The organism is Corallococcus praedator (genome assembly GCF_003612125.1).
GTDB lineage: Bacteria > Myxococcota > Myxococcia > Myxococcales > Myxococcaceae > Corallococcus > Corallococcus praedator.
In genome coordinates this window covers 1-461 of record NZ_RAWI01000954.1, presented here as the reverse complement: position 1 = coordinate 461, position 461 = coordinate 1, and the positions used below count along the sequence as shown (strand labels likewise).

At 54.7% G+C, this 461-nt stretch carries 1 pseudogene; it reads right to left on the bottom strand.

Annotated features, from left to right (window positions below):
• Positions 1-192: pseudogene (locus D7Y13_RS42560) on the bottom strand (hypothetical protein); the annotation flags it as partial.
• Positions 193-461: the final 269 nt, after the last annotated feature.

The window sequence follows — 461 nt, the reverse complement described above, 5'->3', positions numbered from 1 at the left end:
GCCCGGAATCGGCCAGCCCCGGCACAGCATCAGATCATCGGCCGCGCCCGCCACAGCGTCTTCACTCTGACGCGGACGGATCAACTCGACCCTGTGCCCGCGCAAACGCAAACCGTCACACAGCCGCCCCAGGGTGTTGGCGACGCCATTGATCTCGGGAGTGAAGGTCTCGGTGATAAGGGTGACATGCAAGGATTGGCTCATGAGAAGAGTGTCGGCCGAAGACGTGTCGGTTATGTGGCGGGTGTGTGATGGATTTGTGATCGGTTGCCACGGTATGGGTGCCAGGTGTGGAGGCGGTATCAGGTCTGTCCTGTTCAAGACCGTTTATGGGCAGGACTACATCGCGTTAACTTTTTGCCTTTGACGGTGTGGGTTTTTTCTCTAAGTAGTTTGCGGTATTTATTTAAGGTTCTTTTACTGATCTTTTGAGTAACGTCGGGTTGTCGGATTTATATCCG